This window comes from Paracoccus lichenicola (assembly GCF_009708075.1).
Lineage (GTDB): Bacteria > Pseudomonadota > Alphaproteobacteria > Rhodobacterales > Rhodobacteraceae > Paracoccus > Paracoccus lichenicola.
Genome location: NZ_WMBT01000024.1, coordinates 1 through 18,710, shown reverse-complemented (window position 1 = coordinate 18,710; position 18,710 = coordinate 1). Strand labels below are relative to the sequence as shown.

Genomic DNA, 18,710 nt, shown 5'->3' with positions numbered 1-18,710 from the left:
TTGACGGCGCGTGAACACCGCCATGATATGCCGCCCCTCAGGGCATCACCAACTTTCGCTCATTACTCGCATGGGCGTAGAGAACGGCGATCCCCACCAGCAGCATGGTTCCCGCCATCACCGGCAGGAAGGCGAAGCCCATGCCCATCGGCGCGATGGTGTCGGCGCCGATGGCCACCGTCATCGCCACCGCGCCCCCCGGCGGATGCGTCGCCCGGCACAGCCCCATCACCGCGATGGCAAGGCCCACGGCGGCGGGCACCGCGACCAGCGGGTTCGCCACCATCCGGCAGACCAGCAGGGCCGCCAGCGCCGACACGGTGTTGCCGACGATGGCGGGCCAGGGCTGCGCCAGGGGGCTGTTCGGCGCGGCGAAGATCAGGACCGAGGTCGCGCCGAAGGGGGCGATCAGATAGATGCCCAGCCACAGTTCCGGCGCGATCAGCAGCGCCAGCCCCGCCGCCGCGGCCAGCCCGATCCCTGCGCCGATGCCCGCGCGCAGGGCCTCGGACGCGGGGATGGCGGCAGAGGACGGCCCGAGCGCGCGAAGACGCGAATGGCCGTGCAAGTCGGCGGGGATGCGCAAGTCCTGTCCCTTTCTGCTGGTGAAACGATCACTAGGAAGATGGGACGGGACCTGCAAGCGGCCCGTAGGCGATACCGCAGCTTTGGCTGGGCGCTTGAATTGCGGCGCCCGGCGCGCTATGTGCCGCGCTGCATCTGTCAAGGAGCCTGCCCGTGGCCACCAATCCCGTCCAGTTCATCAACCAGGTCCGCGCCGAGGCCGCCAAGATCGCCTGGCCCACGCGGCGCGAGGTGATCACGACGACCATCATGGTGCTGATCCTGGCCGCGCTGTTCAGCGTGTTCTTTTCGCTGGTTGACCTGGCGATCCGCTTTGGCATCACCGAAGGGCTGCGGCTGATCAGCGCCTGATCGGGCTTGCATTTCCGGGCGCGGGGGGGTATCTGCCCACGACTGTCCGGCAAACGGCGTGCATCGAATCCGGTTGCGCGCCGATTTCGATTTTTGACGGACATATGGGAATTCAAGGGGTTGTCCGATGCTTCGGGTAATTCCCTTCTGACGAACAGGGGTTTGATCGGAACATGGCAAAGCGTTGGTATTCGGTCAGCGTCCTGTCGAACTTTGAAAAGAAGGTCGCCGAGGCGATCCGGCAGGCCGTCGCCGAGAAGGGGCTGGAGGACCAGATCGACGAGGTTCTGGTCCCGACCGAGGAAGTGATCGAGATCCGGCGCGGCAAGAAGGTCACGTCCGAACGCCGCTTCATGCCGGGCTACGTTCTGGTCCACATGGACATGTCGGACCGCACCTATCACCTGGTGAACTCGATCAATCGCGTCACCGGGTTCCTGGGCGCGCAGGGCAAGCCCCAGCCGATGCGCGACGACGAGGTGAACGGGATGCTGAACCGCAGCGGAACGGGCGAGGCCGTGGCGCCGCGCAACCTGATCCGCTTCGACGTGGGCGAAAAGGTGAACGTGACCGACGGCCCGTTCGAGGGGTTCTCGGGCATGGTCGAGGAAGTGGACGAGGGGTCGAGCCGCATCAAGGTGACGGTGTCGATCTTTGGCCGGCCCACGCCGGTCGAACTGGAATTCACGCAGGTCGCCAAGACCGCGTGATCGTGCGCGGGAGGCGTGACGCCGCACCGCTAGGTCGGCCCGCATCGCGGGCGTGATGACAAAGGAGAAGGCCCCATGGCCAAGAAAGTCGTCGGCAGCCTCAAGCTGCAAATCAAGGCGGGCCAAGCCAACCCGTCGCCCCCCGTCGGTCCCGCCCTGGGCCAGCGCGGGATCAACATCATGGCCTTCTGCAAGGAATTCAACGCCAAGACGCAGGAGATGGAGCAGGGTTCCCCCGTTCCGGTCGTGATCACCTATTACGCCGACAAGTCGTTCAGCTTCGAGACGAAGACGCCGCCCGCGTCCTTCCTGCTGAAAAAGGCCGCCGGCCTGAAGCCGGTGGGCAAGCGCAACCGCGCCAAGGGTTCGGACAAGCCGGGCCGCACGGTCGCCGGTTCCGTGACCGTCAAGCAGGTGCGCGAGATCGCCGAAGCCAAGATGAAGGACCTGTCGGCCAACGATGTCGAGCAGGCGATGAAGATCATCCTGGGTTCCGCCCGGTCGATCGGTATCGAGGTGAGGGGCTAAGCCATGGCACAGATTTCCAAGAAAAAAGCCGCCGCGCGCGCGGCCTTCGACGGCAAGGCGAACCTGACGGTCGAGGACGCGATCACCCTGGTCAAGGGCGCGGCCTCCGCCAAGTTCGACGAAACGGTCGAGATCGCGCTGAACCTGGGCGTCGATCCGCGCCATGCCGACCAGATGGTCCGCGGCGTGGTCACGCTGCCCGCAGGCACCGGCAAGGACGTGCGCGTCGCCGTGTTCGCCCGTGGTCCCAAGGCCGACGAGGCCAAGGCTGCCGGCGCGGACATCGTGGGCGCCGAGGACCTGATGGAAACGATCCAGTCCGGCAAGATCGAGTTCGACCGTTGCATCGCGACGCCGGACATGATGCCGCTGGTCGGCCGCCTGGGCAAGATCCTGGGTCCGCGCAACCTGATGCCGAACCCCAAGGTCGGCACGGTGACGATGGACGTGAAGGGCGCCGTCGAGGCCGCCAAGGGCGGCGAGGTCCAGTTCAAGGCCGAAAAGGCGGGCGTGGTCCATGCCGGGATCGGCAAGGTGTCGTTCGACGCCGACAAGCTGGCCCTGAACCTGCGGGCCTTCGTGGACGCGGTCAGCCGGGCCAAGCCCTCGGGCGCGAAAGGGACCTACATGAAGAAGGTCTCGATCAGCTCGACCATGGGACCGGGCGTGTCGGTGGACGTGGCGTCCGCGACCGCGAACTGAGAATTTCCGGCCTTCGGGCCGGGATGGCGGGGCGCACGTCGCCCTGTCCTGTCCGAGACGGAGGGTGCGGGACTGCATTCATTGTGGGGCCGCTTAATGTCCTTCCTGAGATAGGGAAGCATTTTTCCGAAGGTTCCTTCTTCGGTGATCTTGCCCTAGCGGACCCGACCTGCCCCCTTGGGGGCGGGAAAAGTGAGAGCCGGGGGGAAACCCCCAACTTGGAGTGAAACCGTGGATAGAGCGCAGAAAGAACAACTGGTCGAGGAACTCGGCCAGATCTTCGAAAGCTCTGGCGTCGTGGTGGTTGCCCACTACGAGGGGATGACGGTTGCACATATGCAGGACCTCCGCTCGCGCATGCGCGAAGCCGGGGGTTCGGTTCGCGTTGCCAAGAACAAGCTCGCCAAGATTGCCCTGGAAGGGAAGGCCTGCGCAAGCATCGCCGACTATCTGACGGGCATGACCGTGATCACCTATTCGGAAGATCCGACCGCTGCGGCCCGGATCGCCGACAAATACGCCAAGGACAACGACCGGTTCGTGATCCTGGGCGGTGCAATGGGTGATTCGGCCCTGGATCCGGCCGGTGTGAAAGCCGTCGCCTCGATGCCGTCGCGTGAAGAGCTTATCGCTCAGATCGTGTCCTGCCTCGGTGCGCCTGCCTCCAGCATCGCCGGCGCCATTGGCGCGCCTGCAAGCAACATCGCGAGCATCCTCACGACCCTTGAGGAACGTGAGGCTGCGTAAGCAACCCCATTCCCGCGTGTGGTTGAAAACCCGACGTTGGAACATTAACTGAGAGAACGGAAAAATGGCTGATCTGAATCAACTCGCCGAACAAATCGTGGGCCTGACCCTGCTGGAAGCCCAGGAACTGAAAACCATCCTGAAGGACAAGTACGGCATCGAGCCGGCCGCCGGCGGCGCCGTCATGATGGCCGGCCCGGCTGCTGGCCCTGCCGAGGCCGCCGAGGAAAAGACCGAATTCGACGTGGTTCTGGTCGAAGCGGGCGCCAACAAGATCAACGTGATCAAGGAAGTGCGCGCGATCACCGGCCTGGGCCTGAAAGAGGCCAAGGATCTGGTCGAAGCCGGCGGCAAGGTCAAGGAAGGCGCTTCCAAGGCCGATGGCGAAGAAATGAAGAAGAAGCTCGAAGCGGCTGGCGCCAAGGTCGAGCTGAAGTAATCGGCCTTTCGGCTGGTTCGAACAGGGCAGGGTCCGGGTTTTCCGGTCCCTGCCGAACCTGTCTTGAAGGGCGGTCCGCGCGCGGAGCTTCCTTCAGGGCATGTTCGAGGTTCGGGAGCCGGGCGGTGGGACGCACGGCACGAATTGGACCTTATCCCCCTGCATTCGTAGGCCCGTTCCGGGTGCCCCGACCCGGAACGCGCGCGAAGACGAAAGGTGACAAGACCCCATGGCGCAATCCTATGTCGGCCAGAAGCGTATCCGGCGCTATTACGGCAACATCCGCGAAGTGCTGGAGATGCCGAACCTGATCGAGGTTCAGAAATCCTCCTATGACCTGTTCCTGAATTCCGGCGAGGGCACCGGCCACAACGATGGCGACGGGATCCAGGGCGTGTTCCAGTCGGTCTTCCCGATCAAGGATTTCAACGAGACCGCGACGCTGGAATTCGTGAAATACGAGCTTGAGCGGCCGAAATACGACGTGGACGAATGCCAGCAGCGCGACATGACCTATGCCGCGCCGCTGAAGGTGACGCTGCGCCTGATCGTGTTCGATGTCGATGAGAACACCGGCGCCAAGTCGGTCAAGGACATCAAGGAACAGGACGTGTTCATGGGCGACATGCCCTTGATGACCCAGAACGGGACGTTCATCGTGAACGGGACCGAACGCGTGGTCGTGTCCCAGATGCACCGCAGCCCCGGCGTGTTCTTCGACCATGACCGCGGCAAGACGCATTCCTCGGGGAAATTGCTGTTCGCCTGCCGGATCATTCCCTATCGCGGGTCGTGGCTGGACTTTGAATTCGACGCCAAGGATCTGGTCTTCGCGCGCATCGACCGCCGCCGCAAGCTGCCGGTGACGACGCTGCTCTATGCGCTCGGCATGGACCAGGAGGGCATCATGGATGCCTTCTACCAGACCGTGGACTATACCCTGCGCCGCGAGGGCCGGTCGCAAGGCTGGGTCACGCGCTTTTTCCCCGAACGCGTGCGCGGCACCCGTCCGACCTATGACCTGGTGAACGCCGACACGGGCGAGGTCATCGCCAAGGCGGGCGACAAGGTCACGCCGCGCCTGGTCAAGAAGCTGCAGGAATCGGGCGACGCGCTGAACCTGCTGGTTCCGTTCGAGCGGATCGTCGGCCGCTTCGTGTCCAAGGACATCGTGAACGACGCCACCGGCTTCATCTATGCCGAGGCCGGGGACGAGATCACCGCCGAATACAACAAGGAAGGCGACCTGTCGGGCGGCCTGCTCAAGGTGCTGCTGGACAACGACATCACCGAGATCCCGGTGCTGGACATCGACCATGTGAACGTCGGTCCCTATATCCGCAACACCATGGCCGCCGACAAGAACCTGGGCCGCGAAGGCGCGCTGATGGACATCTATCGCGTCATGCGTCCGGGCGAGCCGCCCACCGTGGAGGCCGCGCAGACCCTGTTCAACAGCCTGTTCTTCGACAGCGAGCGTTACGACCTGTCCGCCGTGGGCCGGGTCAAGATGAACATGCGCCTGGACCTGGCTGCGCCGGACACCCAGCGGACCCTGCGCCCCGAGGACATCGTGGCCTGCGTGCGCGGCCTCGTGGAACTGCGCGACGGCAAGGGCGAGATCGACGACATCGACCACCTGGGCAACCGCCGGGTGCGTTCGGTGGGCGAGCTGATGGAAAACCAGTATCGCGTCGGCCTGCTGCGCATGGAACGCGCCATCCGGGAACGCATGTCGGGCGTCGAGATCGACACCGTGATGCCGCAGGACCTGATCAACGCCAAGCCCGCCGCGGCTGCGGTGCGTGAATTCTTCGGCAGCTCTCAGCTGTCGCAGTTCATGGACCAGACCAACCCCTTGTCCGAGGTGACGCACAAGCGCCGCCTGTCGGCCCTGGGGCCGGGCGGTCTGACGCGGGAACGCGCGGGCTTCGAGGTGCGCGACGTTCACCCGACCCATTACGGCCGGATGTGCCCGATCGAGACGCCGGAAGGCCAGAACATCGGCCTGATCAACAGCCTGGCGACCTTTGCCCGGGTGAACAAGTACGGCTTCATCGAAACCCCCTATCGCAAGGTGGTGGACGGGCGCGTGACGGACGACGTGGTCTACATGTCCGCGACCGAGGAGATGCGCCACACCGTGGCCCAGGCCAACGCGACGCTGGACGAGAACGGCAACTTCGTTGACGAACTGATCTCGACCCGCCAGGCGGGCGACTTCATGCTGAACCCCGTCGATGCCGTCGATCTGATCGACGTGTCGCCGAAACAGCTGGTCTCGGTCGCCGCGGCGCTGATCCCGTTCCTGGAAAACGACGACGCCAACCGCGCGCTGATGGGGTCCAACATGCAGCGCCAGGCGGTTCCGCTGCTGCGGGCCGAGGCGCCGTTCGTCGGCACCGGCATGGAGGCGACCGTTGCCCGCGACTCGGGTGCCGCCATCATGGCGCGCCGGGGCGGCGTGATCGACCAGGTCGATGCGCAGCGGATCGTCGTGCGCGCGACCGAAGGGCTGGAATCGGGCGATGCGGGCGTGGACATCTATCGCCTGCGCAAGTTCAAGCGGTCCAACCAGTCCTCGACCATCAACCAGCGTCCGCTGGTCAAGGTGGGCGAAAAGGTCGTGGGCGGCCAGGTCATCGCCGACGGTCCCTCGACCGACCAGGGCGAACTGGCCATCGGCCGGAACGTGGTCGTCGCCTTCATGCCCTGGAACGGCTACAACTACGAGGACTCGATCCTGATTTCGGAACGGATCCACCGCGACGACGTGTTCACCTCGATCCACATCGACGAATACGAGGTCGCGGCCCGCGATACCAAGCTGGGACCTGAGGAAATCACCCGCGACATCCCGAACGTGGGCGAGGAAGCCCTGCGCAACCTGGATGAAGCCGGCATCGTCTATATCGGGGCCGAGGTCGGGCCGGGCGACATCCTTGTAGGCAAGATCACCCCCAAGGGCGAAAGCCCGATGACGCCGGAAGAAAAGCTGCTGCGCGCCATCTTCGGCGAAAAGGCGTCGGACGTGCGGGACACCTCGCTGCGCCTGCCGCCGGGGGCCTATGGCACCATCGTCGAGGTGCGGGTCTTCAACCGCCACGGCGTGGACAAGGACGAACGCGCCCTGCAGATCGAGCGCGAGGAGGTCGAGCGTCTGGCGCGGGACCGCGACGACGAACAGGCGATCCTGGACCGCAACATCTATGCGCGCCTGAAGTCGCTGATCATGGGCAAGACCGCCGTGAAGGGTCCGAAGGGCATCAAGGCCAACAGCGAGATCAACGACGATCTGCTGGGCACGCTGTCGCGCGGCCAGTGGTGGCAGTTGGCCGTGGCCGACGAGGACACCGCCAAGGAAGTCGAGGCGCTGAACCATCAGTACGACGCCCAGAAGAAGGCCCTCGAGGCCCGCTTCGAGGACAAGGTCGAGAAGGTCCGCCAGGGCGACGACCTGCCGCCGGGCGTGATGAAGATGGTCAAGGTCTTTGTCGCCGTGAAGCGCAAGCTGCAGGCGGGCGACAAGATGGCCGGTCGTCACGGCAACAAGGGCGTCGTGTCCAAGGTCGTCCCGATCGAGGACATGCCGTTCCTGGCGGACGGCACCCCGGTCGATCTGGTTCTGAACCCGCTGGGCGTGCCGTCGCGCATGAACGTGGGCCAGATCCTGGAAACCCACATGGGTTGGGCATCGCGTGGTCTTGGCATCAAGATCGACGAGGCGCTGGAGGAATATCGCCGCAAGGGCGATCTGGCTCCGGTCCGCGAGGCGATGCGCATCGGCTATGGCGACGACATGTATGCCGAGACCTTCGAGGGCATGGATGACGACCTGCTGGTCGAGCACGCCAACACCGTGCGCACCGGCGTTCCCATCGCCACGCCCGTCTTCGACGGTGCCAAGGAGGCTGACGTGAACGACGCGCTGACGCGCGCCGGGTTCGACACCTCGGGGCAGTCGGTGGTCTTCGACGGCCGCACGGGCGAGCAGTTCTCGCGCAAGGTGACGGTGGGCATGAAGTATGTCCTGAAGCTTCACCACCTTGTCGATGACAAGATGCACGCGCGTTCGACCGGGCCTTACAGCCTCGTGACCCAGCAACCGCTGGGCGGCAAGGCGCAGTTCGGCGGTCAGCGTCTTGGCGAGATGGAGGTCTGGGCGCTGGAAGCCTATGGTGCCGCCTATACCTTGCAGGAGATGCTGACGGTCAAGTCGGACGACGTGGCGGGCCGCACCAAGGTCTATGAATCCATCGTCAAGGGCGACGACAACTTCGAGGCCGGCGTGCCGGAATCGTTCAACGTGCTGGTCAAGGAGGTCCGGGGTCTGGGCCTCAACATGGAACTCCTGGATGCGGAGGAGGACGAGTAACGGTGCCTGCAGGCACGCACCCTGCCGCCGCGTAGGGTGCGTGATCCTCACGCACCGTTTCTCCCCCGCGCCCTTTCATTAGGAAAAAAGAATGAACCAGGAACTTGCCACCAATCCGCTGAACCCGCTGGCCCCGCCGCGGCAGTTCGACGAAATCAAGATCTCGCTGGCCTCGCCCGAGGAAATCCTCGCCTGGTCCTATGGCGAGGTGAAGAAGCCCGAGACGATCAACTACCGCACGTTCAAGCCCGAGCGTGACGGCCTGTTCTGCGCGCGCATCTTCGGTCCGATCAAGGACTATGAATGCCTCTGCGGCAAATACAAGCGCATGAAGTATCGCGGCCTCGTCTGCGAGAAATGCGGCGTGGAAGTGACCCTGCAGAAGGTCCGCCGCGAACGCATGGGCCATATCGAACTGGCCGCGCCCGTGGCCCATATCTGGTTCCTGAAGTCGCTGCCGTCCCGCATCGGCCTGATGCTGGACATGACGCTGCGCGATCTGGAGCGGATCCTGTATTTCGAGAACTACGTGGTGATCGAGCCGGGCCTGACCGACCTGACCTATGGCCAACTGCTGTCCGAGGAGGAATTCCTGGACGCGCAGGACAACTATGGCGCCGACGCCTTCAGCGCCGATATCGGGGCCGAGGCGATCCGCGCGATGCTGGCCAATATCGACCTGCAGGCCACCGCCGACCAGTTGCGCGAGGATCTGAAGGAAGCCACGGGCGAGTTGAAGCCCAAGAAGATCATCAAGCGGCTGAAGATCGTCGAATCCTTCCTGGAATCGGGCAACCGTCCCGAATGGATGGTGCTGACCGTGATCCCGGTCATTCCGCCCGAACTGCGCCCGCTGGTCCCGCTGGACGGCGGCCGCTTCGCCACCTCCGACCTGAACGACCTGTATCGCCGCGTCATCAACCGCAACAACCGCCTCAAGCGCCTGATCGAGCTTCGCGCGCCCGACATCATCGTGCGCAACGAAAAGCGGATGCTGCAGGAATCGGTGGACGCGCTGTTCGACAACGGCCGCCGCGGCCGCGTGATCACGGGCAACAACCGCCGCCCGCTGAAATCGCTGTCCGACATGCTCAAGGGCAAGCAGGGCCGCTTCCGCCAGAACCTTCTGGGCAAGCGCGTGGACTTCTCGGGTCGTTCGGTGATCGTGACCGGGCCGGAACTGAAGCTGCACCAGTGCGGGTTGCCCAAGAAGATGGCGCTCGAACTGTTCAAGCCGTTCATCTATTCGCGGCTTGAGGCGAAAGGGCTGTCGTCCACCGTCAAGCAGGCCAAGAAGCTGGTCGAAAAGGAACGCCCCGAGGTCTGGGACATCCTGGACGAGGTGATCCGCGAGCATCCGGTCCTGCTGAACCGCGCGCCGACGCTGCACCGCCTGGGCATCCAGGCGTTTGAACCCATCCTGATCGAGGGCAAGGCGATCCAGCTGCATCCGCTGGTCTGTTCGGCCTTCAACGCCGACTTCGACGGCGACCAGATGGCCGTTCACGTGCCCCTCTCGCTGGAAGCGCAGCTGGAAGCGCGCGTCCTGATGATGTCCACGAACAACGTGCTGTCGCCCGCCAACGGCGCGCCGATCATCGTGCCGTCCCAGGACATGGTGCTAGGGTTGTATTATGTCTCGATGCAGCGCGACGGCATGAAGGGGGAAGGCATGATCTTCTCCAACGTGAACGAGGTGGAACACGCCCTTGCCGCAGGCGAGGTGCATCTGCACGCCAAGATCACTGCGCGCATCAAGCAGATCGACGAGAACGGCAACGAGGTCATCAAGCGGTTCGAGACCACGCCGGGCCGTGTCCGGCTGGGCGCGCTGCTGCCGATGAACGCCAAGGCGCCGTTCGAGCTGGTCAACCGCCTGCTGCGCAAGAAGGACGTGCAGGTCGTCATCGACACCGTCTATCGCTACTGCGGGCAGAAGGAATCGGTGATCTTCTGCGACCAGATCATGGGTCTGGGCTTCCGCGAGGCGTTCCGCGCCGGCATCAGCTTCGGCAAGGACGACATGGTGGTTCCCGATACCAAATGGGACATCGTGGGCGAAGTGCAGGAGCAGGTGAAGGAGTTCGAGCAGCAATACCTCGACGGCCTGATCACCCAGGGCGAGAAGTACAACAAGGTCGTGGACGCCTGGTCGAAGTGCAACGACCGCGTAACCGAGGCCATGATGTCCACCATCTCGGCCACCCGGAAGGACGCGAACGGCGCCGAGATGGAGCCGAACAGCGTCTACATGATGGCGCATTCCGGCGCGCGCGGTTCGGTCAACCAGATGAAGCAGCTGGGCGGGATGCGCGGGCTGATGGCCAAGCCTTCGGGCGAGATCATCGAGACGCCGATCATCTCGAACTTCAAGGAAGGCCTGACCGTTCTCGAATACTTCAACTCGACCCACGGCGCCCGCAAGGGTCTGTCGGACACCGCGTTGAAGACCGCGAACTCGGGCTATCTGACGCGGCGTCTGGTGGACGTGGCGCAGGACTGCATCATCCGCGAACACGACTGCGGCACGGAACAGGCGATCACCGCTTCGGCGGCGGTCAACGACGGCGAGGTCATCAGCCCGCTGTCCGAACGCGTGCTGGGCCGGACTGCTGCCGAGGACGTGCTGGTTCCGGGCGGGGACGAGATCATCATCCGCGCCAACGAGGTGATCGACGAACGCAAGGCCGACGCCATCGAGGCGGCGGGCGTGCAGACCGTGCGCATTCGCTCGGCCCTGACCTGCGAATCCGAGGACGGCGTTTGCGCGCTGTGCTATGGCCGCGACTTGGCCCGCGGCACGCTGGTCAACATCGGCGAGGCTGTCGGCATCATCGCCGCGCAGTCGATCGGCGAACCCGGCACGCAGCTGACGATGCGGACCTTCCACATCGGCGGCATCGCGCAGGGCGGCCAGCAGTCGTTCCAGGCGGCGTCCCATGAAGGCACGGTCAGCTTCCGCAACGAAAACCTGCTGGCCAACGCCAATGGCGAGCTGGTGGTGATGTCGCGCAACATGCAGCTGCTGATCCTGGACGACCAGGGCCAGGAACGGGCCAGCCACAAGCTGTTCTACGGCTCCAAGGTCTTCGTGAAGGAAGGCGATCGGGTCATTCGCGGCGCCAAGCTGTTCGAATGGGATCCCTATACCCTGCCGATCATCGCCGAAAAGGGCGGTATCACGAAGTTCGTCGATCTGCTGTCGGGGATCTCGGTCCGCGACGAGACGGACGATGCGACCGGCATGACGCAGAAGATCGTGACCGACTGGCGTTCCGCGCCGAAAGGCAACGAGCTGAAGCCCGAGATCATCATCATGGATGAGAACGGCGAACCGGTGCGCAACGAACAGGGCAACCCGATCAGCTATCCGATGTCGGTGGACGCGGTCCTGTCGGTCGAAGACCAGCAGGAAATCCGCGCCGGCGACGTGGTGGCGCGCATTCCGCGCGAAGGCGCACGGACCAAGGACATCACCGGGGGTCTGCCCCGCGTGGCCGAACTGTTCGAGGCCCGTCGCCCCAAGGACCACGCGATCATCGCGGAAATCGACGGCTATGTGCGGTTTGGCAAGGACTACAAGAACAAGCGCCGCATCACCATCGAGCCTTCGGAAGAAGGCGGGACGCCCGTCGAATACATGGTGCCGAAAGGCAAGCACATCCCGGTGCAGGAAGGCGACTTCGTGCAGAAGGGTGACTACATCATGGACGGGAACCCCGCGCCCCACGACATCCTGCGGATCATGGGGATCGAAGCCTTGGCGGATTACCTGATCGACGAGGTGCAGGACGTGTACCGGCTGCAGGGCGTGAAGATCAACGACAAGCACATCGAGGTGATCGTTCGCCAGATGCTGCAGAAGATCGAGATCACCGACAGCGGGGACACCACCCTGCTGAAGGGCGAGCATGTGGAACGCGACGAGTTCGAGGAAGAAAACGCCAAGAGCGAAGCCAAGGGGGGCCGTCCGGCCCAAGGCGAGCCGGTGCTTTTGGGCATCACCAAGGCCAGCCTGCAGACCCGCAGCTTCATCTCGGCCGCGTCCTTCCAGGAAACGACCCGCGTGCTGACCGAGGCGGCCGTCCAGGGCAAGCGCGACAAGCTGCTTGGCCTGAAGGAGAACGTCATCGTCGGCCGGCTGATCCCGGCGGGCACGGGCGGCGCCACCGCCCGCATCCGCCGCATCGCCACCGAACGCGACGCCGAGGTGATCGAGGCGCGCCGCGCCGAGGCCGAGGCGACCGCCGCCCTGATCGCCCCCGTGGCGGAGAAGGGTGCGCCGGACATGGTCGCCGACTTGCCGGAAAGCAGCGGCGAGTGATCGCGCCTGTGTGAAACGTTGAAAGGCCCGGCCTTGCGCCGGGCCTTTTGCTTGAACCGCCGGTGATCGCATCTGGTCGCGGCACCGTACGGTCATGGGCCTTGACCCGGCACTGCCGGTGGACTTAGCCCTCGGATCTGCCGGAAAAGGAAAAACGACATGCGCGCAGCCGTCAATCAGAAGATGCGGATCAACGTCCTGAGGGGGATGATGCTGGCGGTTCTGCCGATCCTGCTTTTCGTCCGCCCGCAGATGAGCGTGGACGGCGCCGGGCACGAACTGCTCGAAGCGGCCGGAGTTCTGGTGCTGATCGCAGGCGTTCTGGGCCGGTTCTGGTCGATCCTCTATCTGGGAGGGCGCAAGAACAGCGAGGTGATGCAGGACGGCCCGTTTTCGATGTCGCGCAACCCGCTTTATTTCTTCTCGACCGTCGCCGCCTTCGGCATCGGGCTGATGATGGGAGCGTTCAGCTTTGCCGTTCTGCTGGGGGGAACTGTCGGCCTGATCCTTTACGTGACCGCCTTGCGGGAAGCGGCCTTTCTGCGGCAGGAGTTCGGCGCCACCTTTGAGGCCTATGCCGCACGGGTGCCGTTCTTCATCCCCGATCCCCGAAAGTTCCGCGCCGCCCCCGAGGCAGTCTTTCGGACCGAACCCCTGCGGCGCAACCTGTTTGACGCCTTCGTGTTTCTGTGCTTCATCCCGCTGGTTGAACTTCTGGATGTCTTCAAGGACAGTTTCGGCGTGACCGGCATCGCCCTTTGGTAGGCCGGAAGGGGCTATCGAGCCGAGGTTGTCATTGATGCGCGCCCCGATCCAGTCACCCGTCGGCCCCATGAAATCCGCCCCTGTCACGCCGACAACGCCGCGGTCCGGCGACAACCTGCGGGGCGCCGCCATCATGACGCTGAGCATGGTGGCCTTTGGCCTGAACGACACGGTGATGAAGTTCGTGGCCCAGGACCTGCCGCTGTATCAGGCGATGACCCTGCGCGGGCTGATCGTGATGGCCTTCATCGCCGCCGTGGCGCCGCGGCTTGGCGGGCTGTCCCTGCGCATCCCGCCCGCCGCCCGCAGGCCGATGGCCTGGCGCATGGTGGGCGAGGTGGCCTCGACCCTGCTGTTCCTGAACGCGTTGCAGAACATGGCCATGGGCGACCTGTCCGCCATCATGCAGGCGCTGCCCTTGGTGGTGATGGTGGCGGCCACGCTGTTCTTCGGCGAAACCCTGGGCTGGCGGCGGATCGGCGCGGTGATCGCGGGCTTCGGGGGCGTGCTGCTGATCCTGCGGCCCGGGGGCGAGGTCTTCGGCTTCTGGGCCGTGGTGGCCATTGCCGCCATGGCCATGGTCGCGCTGCGCGACCTGGCGACGCGGGGCTTTGCCCGGGACATCAGCTCGGCCACTGTCGCCTTTTATGCGGCCACGGGGGTGACGGCGTCCGGTTTCGTCATCAGCCTGGGGCAGGGGTGGGCAATGCCCAGCCTGCCGCAGGTCCTGCTGCTGGCCCTTGGCGCCGCCTTCCTGACGGTGGGCTATGTCACGGCCGTGGCCTCGATGCGGGTGGGCGAGATTTCCTATGTCGCCCCGTTCCGCTATACCTCGCTGCTGGTGGCGATCCTGATGGGGCTGGTCGTCTTCGGCGAATGGCCCGACCTGTGGACATGGGCGGGATCGGCCCTGGTGGTCGCGGCGGGCATCTATACCATCTGGCGCGAGGCGCAGATCGGAAAGGGTCGCTGATGCGCGTTCAGATGCTGGGCCTGTGCCGCTTTTCCTATGTCGGCCTGCGGGGCTATCAAAAGGACCATGCCAGCGTCGAGGAGCGCCGCGCCTTTCTCTACGACCCCGACCGGCTGGCCCGCCGCTGGCTGTGGTTCACCACGCTGGCGCTGCCCGGCTGGCTGGCCCAGACCGACGGGGACTTCACGCTGGTCATCATGACCGGTCCCGACCTGCCCGAACCCTATCTGTCGCACCTGCGCGAGCTGGTGGCCGCAACGCCGCAGCTGCGGCTGGAACTGGTCCCCCCGATGGAGCGGCACCTGGAAGCCTGCCGCGCCGCCATCGCGCCCCATGTCGATCCCGGGGCCGATGTCATCGGCCATTTCCGCCATGACGACGACGATGCCGTGGCCCTGGACTATGTCGCGGCAGCCCGCCAGGACTTTGCCCAGGTCAGCGGGCTGTGGCGCCAGGACCGCCGCCTGTCGCTGGATCATTCGCGCGGGCTGATGCTGCGCGCCGGGGCAGGGGGGGCCAGCTTCGTGCCGCGCATCGCGCACAACATGGGCGTGGCTCTGACGATCTTCCTGCCCCCCGACCAGCCGCAGACCGCGCTGCACTTCAACCATACCAGGCTGCCCTTGTGGATGCCGGGGGTGGCGGTCACGCGGCCCTTGATGTTCATCCGCTCGATCCACGCCGACAGCGACTCGGGCGACATGGGACCGGGCTTGACCTGGCAGATCGAGGAGGCGGATCTGAACCGCCAGCTGTCCCGCCGCTTCGGGCTGGCCCGCGCCGACCTGGACGGCCTGGCCCGCGCCGCCGCCTGACGGGGGTCAGGTTGACAGCATCGGCGATTCCCCATATATGCCGCACACCCGGCGGGAAACCGTTCGGGACCAGAACCTTTTCATGGTCACGATCCGGGCCTGCAACTGCCCCGATCCTCTGGAATTTTCCCGTCCTCCTCGGAACCCGGGGCCGGATGGGTTTGGCATTTCGTGATTCGCGCGAAGTGCCGTCGAGAAGCGGCGCAGCCACGGCTGCGAGTATTGACAGAGCAAGACGGGGAACCGAATGCCGACGATCCAACAGCTGATCCGCAAGCCGCGGCAGCCCAAGGTGCAGCGCAGCAAGTCGCAGCACCTGCAAGGCTGCCCGCAGAAGCGCGGCGTCTGCACGCGCGTCTATACCACGACGCCGAAGAAACCGAACTCCGCCATGCGGAAGGTCGCCAAGGTGCGGCTGACCAACGGGTTCGAGGTCATTTCCTATATTCCGGGCGAAAAGCACAACCTCCAGGAACACAGCGTCGTGCTGATCCGTGGCGGCCGCGTGAAGGACCTTCCGGGTGTCCGTTACCACATCCTGCGCGGTGTGCTGGATACCCAGGGCGTCAAGGATCGTCGCCAGCGTCGTTCTAAATACGGCGCCAAGCGTCCGAAATAAGGAGAGACATCCATGTCCCGTCGTCACGCCGCTGAAAAGCGCGAAGTCCTGCCCGACGCCAAGTATGGCGATCGCGTGCTGACCAAATTCATGAACAACCTGATGGTTGACGGCAAGAAATCGGTGGCCGAGCGCATCGTGTATTCGGCCCTGGACCGTGTCCAGACCCGCCTGAAGCGCGAACCGATCGAAGTCTTCCACGAGGCCCTGGACAACGTGAAGCCCTCGGTCGAGGTGCGCTCGCGCCGCGTCGGCGGCGCCACCTACCAGGTTCCGGTCGAGGTCCGTCCGACCCGCCGCGAGGCTCTGGCGATCCGCTGGCTGATCACCGCCGCCGCCAAGCGCAACGAACACACGATGGAAGAACGCCTTGCGGGCGAACTGGCCGATGCCGTGAACGGCCGCGGCACCGCCGTCAAGAAACGCGAAGACACGCACAAGATGGCCGACGCGAACAAGGCGTTCAGCCACTACCGCTGGTAAGGCGAAAGGATTCAGACCATGGCACGCGAATATCCGCTGCAGCGTTATCGCAACTTCGGCATCATGGCCCACATCGATGCCGGCAAGACGACAACGACCGAGCGTATCCTTTACTATACCGGCAAGTCGCACAAGATCGGCGAAGTGCATGACGGCGCCGCGACCATGGACTGGATGGAACAGGAACAGGAACGCGGCATCACGATCACGTCTGCCGCGACCACCACGTTCTGGCAGCGCCAGGAAGACCCGACCACCGAAGGGACTTCGGACACGAAGTACCGCTTCAACATCATCGACACGCCCGGCCACGTGGACTTCACCATCGAGGTCGAACGGTCCTTGGCCGTTCTGGACGGCGCGATCTGCCTGCTGGACGCCAACGCGGGTGTCGAACCCCAGACCGAGACCGTGTGGCGCCAGGCCGACCGCTACAAGGTTCCGCGGATCGTGTTCGTCAACAAGATGGACAAGATCGGCGCCGACTTCTTCAACTGCGTGAAGATGATCAAGGACCGCACCGGCGGCATCCCCTGCCCGATCGCCCTGCCGATCGGCGCCGAGGACAAGCTGGAAGGCATCATCGACCTGATCAAGATGGAAGAATGGGTCTATGAAGGCGAGGATCTGGGCGCCTCCTGGGTGCGCAGGCCGATCCGGGCCGAACTGAACGACCTGGCGCTGGAATGGCGCATGAACCTGATCGAGCTGGTCGTCGAACAGGACGACGCGGCGATGGAAGCCTATCTGGAAGGCAACGAGCCTGACGAGGCGACCCTGCGCGGCCTGATCCGCAAGGGCACGCTGTCGCTGTCGTTCTTCCCGGTCACCGCCGGTTCCGCCTTCAAGAACAAGGGCGTGCAGCCGCTGCTGAACTCGGTCATCGACTTCCTGCCCTCGCCGCTGGACGTGCCGGCCTATCATGGCTTCGCGCCGGGCGACGAGACCGAGACCCGCAACATCGAGCGGACCGCCGATGACAACCAGCCCTTCTCGGGCCTGGCGTTCAAGATCATGAACGACCCCTTCGTGGGTTCGCTGACCTTCACGCGCATCTATTCCGGCCAGCTCAAGAAGGGCGACCAGATGCTGAACGCGACCAAGGGCAAGCGCGAGCGTGTCGGCCGCATGATGATGATGCACTCGATCAACCGCGAGGAAATCGAGGAAGCCTTTGCGGGCGACATCATCGCGCTGGCGGGCCTGAAGGACACCACCACGGGCGACACGCTGTGCGATCCCGCCAAGCCGGTGGTCCTGGAAACCATGACCTTCCCGGAACCCGTGATCGAGATCGCCGTGGAGCCGAAGTCCAAGGCCGACCAGGAAAAGATGGGCCTTGCCCTTCAGCGCCTGTCCGCCGAAGACCCGTCCTTCCGCGTCGAGACCGATCTGGAATCGGGCCAGACCATCATGAAGGGCATGGGCGAACTTCACCTCGACATCCTGGTGGACCGCATGAAGCGCGAGTTCAAGGTCGAGGCGAATATCGGCGCCCCGCAAGTGGCCTATCGCGAAACCATCAGCCAGCCGGCCGAGATCGACTACACGCACAAGAAGCAGACCGGCGGGACCGGCCAGTTCGCGCGCGTGAAGCTGCAGATCAACCCGACCGAGCCGGGCGAAGGCTATTCGTTCGAGTCCAAGATCGTCGGCGGTGCCGTGCCCAAGGAATACATCCCGGGCGTCGAGAAGGGCATCAAGTCGGTCATGGACAGTGGCCCGCTGGCAGGCTTCCCGGTGATCGACTTCAAGGTCGCGCTGATCGATGGCGCGTTCCACGACGTTGACTCCTCGGTCCTGGCCTTCGAGATCGCCTCGCGCGCCGCCATGCGCGAAGGTCTGCGCAAGGCAGGCGCGAAACTGCTGGAACCGATCATGAAGGTCGAGGTGGTGACGCCCGAGGAATACACGGGTTCGATCATCGGCGACCTGACCAGCCGTCGCGGCATGGTCCGCGGGCAGGACAGCCGCGGCAACGCGAACGTCATCGACGCCTTCGTGCCGCTGGCCAACATGTTCGGCTACATCAACAACCTGCGCTCGATGTCCTCGGGCCGCGCGGTGTTCACGATGCAGTTCGACCATTACGAGGCCGTGCCGCAGAACATCTCGGACGAGATCCAGAAGAAATACGCATAAGGGCGGTGCGTGGGAAACCACGCACCCTACCACCCTCGTAGGGTGCGTGCCTGCACGCACCGTCACTGTAAAGGAGCCAGACCATGGCAAAGGCAAAGTTTGAACGGACGAAACCGCACGTCAACATTGGCACGATCGGTCACGTTGACCAC

General features: G+C 64.5%; 15 protein-coding genes. 14 read left to right on the top strand and 1 reads right to left on the bottom strand.

The window, feature by feature from the left end:
- Nucleotides 1-37: 37 nt before the first annotated feature.
- The gene (locus GIY56_RS17250) at nucleotides 38-586 is read right to left on the bottom strand and encodes an HPP family protein (RefSeq protein ID WP_230312609.1); all 549 of its coding nucleotides are present in this window, start codon (nucleotides 584-586) and stop codon (nucleotides 38-40) included.
- Nucleotides 587-738: 152 nt separating this feature from the next.
- Between GIY56_RS17250 and secE the strand changes: the two genes are divergently transcribed.
- The 14 genes from secE (at nucleotide 739) to fusA (ending at nucleotide 18,558) form a co-directional block, all read left to right on the top strand.
- Nucleotides 739-936, top strand: a complete 198-nt coding sequence (gene secE / locus GIY56_RS17245) for a preprotein translocase subunit SecE (protein WP_328288588.1) — start codon at nucleotides 739-741, stop codon at nucleotides 934-936.
- Between the two features lie 173 nt (nucleotides 937-1,109).
- On the top strand, nucleotides 1,110-1,646 hold the full coding sequence (nusG, locus tag GIY56_RS17240) for a transcription termination/antitermination protein NusG (protein ID WP_154766103.1): 537 nt from the start codon (nucleotides 1,110-1,112) through the stop codon (nucleotides 1,644-1,646).
- Nucleotides 1,647-1,721: 75 nt separating this feature from the next.
- The gene (rplK, locus tag GIY56_RS17235) at nucleotides 1,722-2,174 is read left to right on the top strand and encodes a 50S ribosomal protein L11 (RefSeq protein ID WP_154766102.1); all 453 of its coding nucleotides are present in this window, start codon (nucleotides 1,722-1,724) and stop codon (nucleotides 2,172-2,174) included.
- A 3-nt stretch (nucleotides 2,175-2,177) separates the two neighbouring features.
- Nucleotides 2,178-2,876 carry a 50S ribosomal protein L1 gene (rplA, locus tag GIY56_RS17230; protein ID WP_154766101.1) on the top strand — a complete coding sequence of 233 codons (699 nt, stop codon included), beginning with the start codon at nucleotides 2,178-2,180 and terminating at the stop codon, nucleotides 2,874-2,876.
- Nucleotides 2,877-3,107: 231 nt separating this feature from the next.
- Nucleotides 3,108-3,623, top strand: a complete 516-nt coding sequence (gene rplJ, locus GIY56_RS17225; protein ID WP_328288587.1) for a 50S ribosomal protein L10 — start codon at nucleotides 3,108-3,110, stop codon at nucleotides 3,621-3,623.
- Between the two features lie 64 nt (nucleotides 3,624-3,687).
- On the top strand, nucleotides 3,688-4,062 hold the full coding sequence (gene rplL / locus GIY56_RS17220; RefSeq protein WP_154766099.1) for a 50S ribosomal protein L7/L12: 375 nt from the start codon (nucleotides 3,688-3,690) through the stop codon (nucleotides 4,060-4,062).
- A 229-nt stretch (nucleotides 4,063-4,291) separates the two neighbouring features.
- Nucleotides 4,292-8,437 (top strand): DNA-directed RNA polymerase subunit beta, encoded by a 4,146-nt coding sequence (gene rpoB, locus GIY56_RS17215; RefSeq protein WP_154766098.1) that lies wholly within the window; start codon nucleotides 4,292-4,294, stop codon nucleotides 8,435-8,437.
- Between the two features lie 91 nt (nucleotides 8,438-8,528).
- Nucleotides 8,529-12,761 carry a DNA-directed RNA polymerase subunit beta' gene (rpoC, locus tag GIY56_RS17210; RefSeq protein ID WP_154766097.1) on the top strand — a complete coding sequence of 1,411 codons (4,233 nt, stop codon included), beginning with the start codon at nucleotides 8,529-8,531 and terminating at the stop codon, nucleotides 12,759-12,761.
- A 159-nt stretch (nucleotides 12,762-12,920) separates the two neighbouring features.
- Complete coding sequence (locus GIY56_RS17205) at nucleotides 12,921-13,526, top strand: methyltransferase family protein (RefSeq protein ID WP_154766096.1); 606 nt, start codon at nucleotides 12,921-12,923, stop codon at nucleotides 13,524-13,526.
- A 67-nt stretch (nucleotides 13,527-13,593) separates the two neighbouring features.
- Nucleotides 13,594-14,499 (top strand): DMT family transporter, encoded by a 906-nt coding sequence (locus tag GIY56_RS17200; RefSeq protein ID WP_230312608.1) that lies wholly within the window; start codon nucleotides 13,594-13,596, stop codon nucleotides 14,497-14,499.
- Entirely contained in the window at nucleotides 14,499-15,314 is an 816-nt protein-coding gene (locus GIY56_RS17195) for a glycosyltransferase (protein ID WP_154766095.1), read from the top strand. The genes GIY56_RS17200 and GIY56_RS17195 overlap by 1 nt, the downstream gene beginning before the upstream one ends.
- Nucleotides 15,315-15,561: 247 nt before the next feature.
- Nucleotides 15,562-15,933 carry a 30S ribosomal protein S12 gene (rpsL, locus tag GIY56_RS17190; protein WP_022705687.1) on the top strand — a complete coding sequence of 124 codons (372 nt, stop codon included), beginning with the start codon at nucleotides 15,562-15,564 and terminating at the stop codon, nucleotides 15,931-15,933.
- Nucleotides 15,934-15,945: 12 nt separating this feature from the next.
- Nucleotides 15,946-16,416, top strand: a complete 471-nt coding sequence (gene rpsG, locus GIY56_RS17185) for a 30S ribosomal protein S7 (protein ID WP_154766094.1) — start codon at nucleotides 15,946-15,948, stop codon at nucleotides 16,414-16,416.
- A gap of 18 nt (nucleotides 16,417-16,434) precedes the next feature.
- On the top strand, nucleotides 16,435-18,558 hold the full coding sequence (fusA, locus tag GIY56_RS17180) for an elongation factor G (protein WP_154766093.1): 2,124 nt from the start codon (nucleotides 16,435-16,437) through the stop codon (nucleotides 18,556-18,558).
- The last annotated feature ends 152 nt before the right edge of the window (nucleotides 18,559-18,710 follow it).